Source organism: Salinicola sp., assembly GCF_982684285.1.
In genome coordinates this window covers 1-6,328 of the sequence record NZ_CEXLVS010000238.1, presented here as the reverse complement: position 1 = coordinate 6,328, position 6,328 = coordinate 1, and the positions used below count along the sequence as shown (strand labels likewise).

At 67.0% G+C, this 6,328-nt stretch carries 4 protein-coding genes and 1 pseudogene; 1 reads left to right on the top strand and 4 read right to left on the bottom strand.

The genetic code is table 11. From position 1 onward, the window contains the following. Positions 1 to 1,604: pseudogene (locus AC3AYF_RS16965) on the top strand (electron transfer flavoprotein-ubiquinone oxidoreductase); the annotation flags it as partial. A gap of 140 nt (positions 1,605 to 1,744) precedes the next feature. Here AC3AYF_RS16965 and AC3AYF_RS16960 read toward each other — a convergent pair. Genes AC3AYF_RS16960 through AC3AYF_RS16945 form a run of 4 tightly spaced genes read right to left on the bottom strand, consistent with a single transcriptional unit; the run spans position 1,745 to position 6,276 of the window. Next, a complete protein-coding gene (locus tag AC3AYF_RS16960) occupies positions 1,745 to 2,560 on the bottom strand; it encodes a sulfurtransferase (protein WP_295040909.1) in 816 nt (271 codons plus the stop codon). 46 nt (positions 2,561 to 2,606) lie between these two features. Next, positions 2,607 to 4,880 carry an ATP-dependent helicase gene (locus AC3AYF_RS16955; protein ID WP_295040907.1) on the bottom strand — a complete coding sequence of 758 codons (2,274 nt, stop codon included), beginning with the start codon at positions 4,878 to 4,880 and terminating at the stop codon, positions 2,607 to 2,609. Beyond that, positions 4,877 to 5,410: a DUF1285 domain-containing protein gene (locus AC3AYF_RS16950; RefSeq protein WP_149434721.1), complete on the bottom strand. Its 534-nt coding sequence runs from the start codon at positions 5,408 to 5,410 to the stop codon at positions 4,877 to 4,879. The genes AC3AYF_RS16955 and AC3AYF_RS16950 overlap by 4 nt, the downstream gene beginning before the upstream one ends. A 59-nt stretch (positions 5,411 to 5,469) precedes the next feature. Then, positions 5,470 to 6,276, bottom strand: a complete 807-nt coding sequence (locus tag AC3AYF_RS16945; RefSeq protein WP_295040913.1) for a TatD family hydrolase — start codon at positions 6,274 to 6,276, stop codon at positions 5,470 to 5,472. Positions 6,277 to 6,328 lie beyond the last annotated feature (52 nt).

The following is a 6,328-nucleotide window of genomic DNA, read 5'->3' as shown; positions in this document are numbered from 1 at the left end:
GTGATCGTCGGTGCAGGCCCCAGCGGACTGTCGGCGGCGTGTCGTCTGATGCAGCAAGCGAGCGACGCCGGACGGGAGTTATCGGTCTGCGTGGTCGAAAAGGGGTCGGAGGTCGGCGCGCACATTCTCTCCGGCGCGGTGTTCGAACCGCGAGCCCTGGCGGAGCTGTTTCCCGACTGGGCCGAGCGCGGCGCGCCGCTGAACACGCCCGTGCTGCGCGATGAACTCTACCTGCTGAAAGACGCCGACAAGGCGCAGAAACTGCCCAACGCCCTGGTGCCGAAATCGATGCACAACACGGGCCAAGGCAGCGACAGCCAGGCCACGCAGAACGATGTCACAAGAAACCAGGGCACACAAAACTACGTCATCAGTGCCGGCAACCTCTGTCGCTGGCTGGCCGAGCAGGCCGAGGGGCTGGGCGTCGAGATCTTCCCCGGCTTCGCCGCGCAGGAGCCCATCGTCGACGAGGATGGCATCGTACGCGGCATCATCACCGGCGACATGGGAGTTGCCGCCGACGGCAGCGAAACCGCCAATTACATGCCCGGCATGGAACTTCGCGCCAAGTACACGCTGTTCTGCGAAGGGGCCCGCGGCCATATCGGCAAGCAGTTGATCGCGCGCTTCGAGCTCGATGCGGACCGCGACCCCCAGCACTACGCCATCGGCTTCAAGGAGCTGTGGGACGTGCCCGCCGAGCAGCACCAGCCCGGCCTGGTGCTGCGCCGCTGGCCATGGTGCGACTGATCGTCGACCTGGCCTACCGCAACCCCTATCTCTCGCCCTTCGACGAATTCCAGCGCATGAAGCACCATCCGCTGCTGAAGCGTCATCTCGAAGGCGGAAAGCGCGTGGCCTACGGCGCCCGCGCGATCACCAAGGGCGGCGCCAACTGCCTGCCCAGCATGACCATGCCCGGCGCCCTGCTGCTGGGCTGCGATGCCGGCACGCTCAACTTCGCCAAGATCAAGGGTATTCATACCGCGATGAAGTCGGGGCTGATCGCGGCCGAGACCGTCTTCGCCGCCATCGCCGCCGGCGATGAGGGCGGCAAGGAGCTCACTGAGTTCACCTCGGCCTGGGAGTCGAGCTGGGCGTGGCGGGAGCTCGATGCCAGCCGCAGCTTTGGCCCGGCCATTCACAGGTTCGGTACCGTGGGCGGCGGCGCTTTCAATTTCGTCGATCAGCTGCTGGGCGGCAAGCTGCCGACGCAGCACGACACCACCCCGGACCATCGCCTGCAGACCGCGCCGGAGTCGTCGCCGATCGACTATCCCAAGCCCGACGGCAAGCTGTCGTTCGACAAGCCGTCATCGGTGTTCCTGTCGAATACCAATCACGACGAGAACCAGCCCTGTCATCTGAAGCTGACCGATCCCGACATTCCGATCGAGAAGAACCTGCCGGAATATGCCGAGCCAGCCCAGCGCTACTGCCCGGTTGGCGTCTACGAGGTGGTCGAGGAAGCGGGTGAGCCGCAGTTCCGGATCAATTTCCAGAACTGCATCCACTGCAAGACCTGCGATATCAAGGATCCGTCCCAGAACATCACCTGGGTGGCACCGGAAGGCGGTGGCGGCCCCAACTACCCCAATATGTAAACCCGAAGCTCGAAGCTCGAAGCTCGAAGCTCGAAGGCAGCATAAAGCAGACCGCCCCAAGCAAGTGCCTGGGGCGGTTTTTGGTTCCCGCTTCGAGCTTACGGCCGCAGCGCTCTCCCGGCGCCCGGGCGGAGCCGGGCCTAGTCGCCGGTCGCGACCGGCCTGGCGGGGTCGCGAATCCACTCGCTCCAGGAGCCCGCGTAGAGTCGCGGCAATGGCAGGCCGGCAACGGCATAGGCGAGGATGTTGTGGCAGGCAGTCACGCCGGAGCCGCAATAGACCGTCACGCTGTCGGCCCGAGGCAACTCCTCCGCCAGCCGCCGTGGTGACTTGAAATGGCCGGTCGCATCGAGATTCTCGCTACAGGGTCGACATTTCGCCCCCGGGATATGACCCGCGACGGGATCGAGAGGTTCTTCGACACCGCGAAAACGGGGCAAGGCTCGGGCGTCCACCAGTTGCCCGCCCCGCGCCAGAAGCGCGCTCGCCGACACCAGCGCTTCATCGTCGAACGCGGGAAGCCACTGGCTCCGTTCCCGAGGCTCGGCCGTCATCTCCACGAGCTCCCCTGCCGCCAGCGCCCATGCGGTCATGCCCCCGTCCAGAACGCGAACGTCGGGATGGCCCGCCCAGTGGGCAATCATCCACCAGGCCCGCGCCGCCGCCAGCTGCCCCCCGTTATCGTCGTAAACCACGATCGGTCGTTCGCGAGTGACACCCTTGGCTTGGAGCGTGGCGGTGAAATCATCGTGTGACGGCAGTGGATGGCGGCCACCCTCGCCCGGCGGCGCAGAAAGGTCCCGTTCGAGATCCAGAGAGAGGCTCTCGGGAAGATAGCGGCGGGAGGAGGCCTGCTCCTCATTCCGGAACACGCGACAATCGAACACCAGCGGCGGGCGATCGCCGACGAGACTGCGCTGCAACTCCTCCACCGTCACCAGCACGGATGCGTTCATCACTCCCTCCACAAGCGTCGTCGATCGAAAGGGACAGTCTGGCCCATCACGAGAGCTTCGTCAGCGGCGCTCGCGAAGCAATCAGGCGGCGGCGACCGGCCGAGACAAAGCGGACATCGATCACCGGGTTGGCGGCATTGCCCTCGACCACCAGCACCTCGCCATCACCGAAGCTGGCGTGCCGCACCCGGTCTCCGACCCGCCACGGCGCCACACCGGCCGGCTCGGCAGCAGCCGCCGGGGATGGCGCCTCCGGCTGCCGGGCGTGCAGCGTGAGGGATCGCCCGAGATGCTCCAGATCCGCACACGCCTGGCCGATGCGCTCCAGATAGGTGCCGATCATCTCCGGCTCGCGAACCGCGACGCCGGTCTCGCTGCCGCCGCGGATCGCCCGGTCGATTCGACTGCAGTCCTCTACCGCGGTCTCGTCGAGGAACCGGCTCGGCCGGTGATCGCCGCCATCCTGAACCAGCAGCAGCCGCTCCCTGGCTCGGGTGATGGCCACGTAGTAGAGCCGCCGCTCCTCCTCCAGCCGCTCCGGCGAGAGCGGATTGTCGCGACTGAAATGGGGAAAATCCTCCTCGTTGAGCCCCCACACCGCAACCAGCGGCCACTCCAGCCCCTTGGCGCCGTGCACCGTGCTGATCAACACGCCGTCGGGGCGATTCTCGACCGGATTGCGCAGCAGCTCGATGAACGCCTCGGGATCGCTGGCCAACTCCCCCGCCTGCTCGATCAGGACATCGAGCAGGCGTACGTCATCATCGCCCTTCTCGCGTCGCGCCGCCGAGCGACGCAGAATTTTCTCGGCGTCGATGGCATCGACCACGTGCTCGAGCAGCTTGGCCGGCGGCCACGATGCCAGTTTGGGGAGCTCGCACAGCAGCTGCCACCGCCGTTTGAGGTGCCGACGCTGGCCGGGTTTGAGGCCCGCCAGAACCGAAGCGTCGCGAGCCGGCCAATGCTGGGTGCGGGCAAGCTCATCGACCAGCCGGCGCACGCGCTCCTGGGCCACGAAGGTCGTCGGCTGCGAGAACAGCAGCGCCAGATGGACGGGATCGTGCAGCCTCTGCGGTTCGCGGGCCAGTTGAAGGTAGCCCGCCAGGGCCTGGACCAGCGGCAGCCGGAACACGAAGCGCTCCTCCTGCGCCAGCCGAAACGGCACGCCGGCCCGCAGCAACTGCAGCTGTACCGAGACCGACAACGACCAGCTGCGCACCAGCACGCAGGCCTCGTCGCTGTGTCGGCCATCCGCGTGCCAGCGCTGCAGTGTCTCCAGCAGCGCGCTGGCACCGACGCCGGTTTGGAGTTCGGTCAGGGGGTTGCCGGGCGCTGCCAGACAGAGCTGGTCCCAGCGCTGGCGATTGTGCCGAATCGCGTGGTTGGCAGCCAGTGCCAGGGCGTGGCCATGGCGGAAGGTATAGGAGAGCGGGTACTCGCTGGCGCTGCCGAACAGCCCGTCGAAGCGTGCCAGCATCGCGTCGGGCCGCGCACCGCGCCACTCGTAGATGCACTGATTGGCATCGCCCACCGCCATGACCTGGGCCTGCCGGCCGGCGAGGACCTTGAGCAGCCGTAGCTGGGCTTCGTTGATGTCCTGGTATTCGTCGACGATCACATGACCCAGAAAACCCTCGACCCGGCGGCGCGCGTCAGCGTGGCTCTCGAGACACCGCAGAGGACGATGGAGGAGATCCGCATAGGTCATCTGTCCGGCGGATTCGAGCAACGATTCCACCACCTCGAAGGCGTCGACGAAGTGCCGCTCGCTAGCGGTATAGCCCAGCTTTTCGAACAGCCCGGCCGGCGTGGCGACCTCCGCCTTGACCAGGTCGCAGAACAGGCCGAACGCCTCGAGCCGGTCCGCATCCAGGGCCGCCTCGCGGGTTTCGCCGTCGGCCGACTCCAGGCTCTGCATCACCGCCTGCCGCAGCAGCCGTTCCCGCTGCCAGTCCGCCTGCAGCAACTGGCGCGGCGGCAGGTATCCCCAGCGTGTCAGGCTCTGGGTCAGGCGATGGCCGATCGAATGAAAGGTTCTCACCTCCGGCAGCGCGACGTTCGGCGGCGCCTCCCGGGTCAGCTTGGCGCGGAAGTCGTCCCTCGCCGCGCGATTGAACATCAGCACCAGGATGCGCCGCGGATTCTCGCCGTTGGCGAGCAGATGCAATACCCGCTTGACCAGGGTCGTGGTCTTGCCGGCACCGGCTACCGCCGCGACCCGCGCGTGACCCTGACGATGGCCGACCACGGCACGCTGTTCGGCGGTCAATCCGTCGGCGCTCGCCCTGTCCGGCAGCATCGAGTGGACCAGATCGTTCATGACGCCTCGTCGTCGATCCGGCCCAGCACCTGCCAGACACCCCCGCTCCACAGCCCGATCTCGCCGCCGCGCCGCTCGGCCAGCTCGACCCAGCGATAGAACAGGTTGCGGTGCAGGCGCGCCAGCAGGCCATGGCGAATGGGCAGTGCCGGCAGGAGGTCTCCCGCCGGACCGCTCACCAGTGTCAGACGGTGGGTGGCGTCCAGCGGCACCCGGTCGCCGTCGGCGGTGACAGCGATCCAACCGGCATCGACCCGATCGGCGTCGGTCACCAGCAGCGGCAGATCCTCGACCCCGATGCGCAGCTTCTCGGCGGGAGTGACCAGGTAGTAGCCGCCATCGGCCTCCCGGCGCAGCACCCGGCTCAACAGATCGACCAGCGCGGGGCGACGTATCGGCGTCCCCTCGTGGATCCACTCGCCATTGGCCGAGATGACCAGGTCCATGTCGCCGCAAAATGGCGGATCCCACTGCGCCAGCGGTGGAATCGACTGCGGATCGAGCTGCTGGAACAGCGTGTCGAGTTTCATCGTGCCCCCCTTGGACGACGCACCAGCGCCGCTACGTGCATTGTCGCCGGTGAACGCTCTCACACGAACGGGTTGTCGGCCTGCCCGTCCGGTGCGCAGCCGGGAAACAGTCGATAGAAGTTGGCCCGGGTCTGCATCGCCACTTCGTCGACGGTGATACCTCGCTCGCGGGCGATGCACTCGGCAACCTCGACGACCCATTGTGGCTCGTTGGGCCGGCCGCGATGGGGAACCGGCGCCAGGAACGGACTGTCCGTCTCGATCAGCAGGCGATCCAGCGGTACCTGGCGGGCCACGCCGCGCAGCGCCTCGGCGCTGGCGAACGTGACGATGCCCGACAGCGAAATGTAGAAGCCCAGCCTCAATGCCTCCCGGGCCATCTCCAGGTCTTCGGTAAAGCAGTGGAGCACCCCACCCACCTGCGGATCGATATGCTCGCGGATCAGTGCCAGCGTCTCGTCACGCGCGTCGCGGGTATGGATCACGACCGGCAGCTCGAGTTCGCGGGCAGCGTGGAGATGGGCGGCGAAGCGCTGGCGCTGGATCTCCCGCGGTACGCTGTCGTAGTGAAAATCGAGGCCCGTCTCGCCGATGGCCACCGCACCGTAGCGGTCGGCACATGCCTGGATCGCCTCGCTGTCGGGCTCCTGGACCACCTCGTGGAGCGGATGCAGGCCGATGCTGATGTCGACATCGTCATGGCGCCGCGCAATCCCGGCCAGTTGCGGCGCGCCTTCCAGCGACGTCGAGATTGCCAGAAAACGCCGGCCGCCACGACTCCTGGCGGCCTCCAGGGCCGCGTCGAGATCGCCGTCGTAGGGCGTCAGATCGAGGCGATCGAGATGGCAGTGAGAGGCGACGAACATGAAAATTTCCAGGATAGAGGAAGACGAAAGCTCCGCGTCGACGTCATCATCG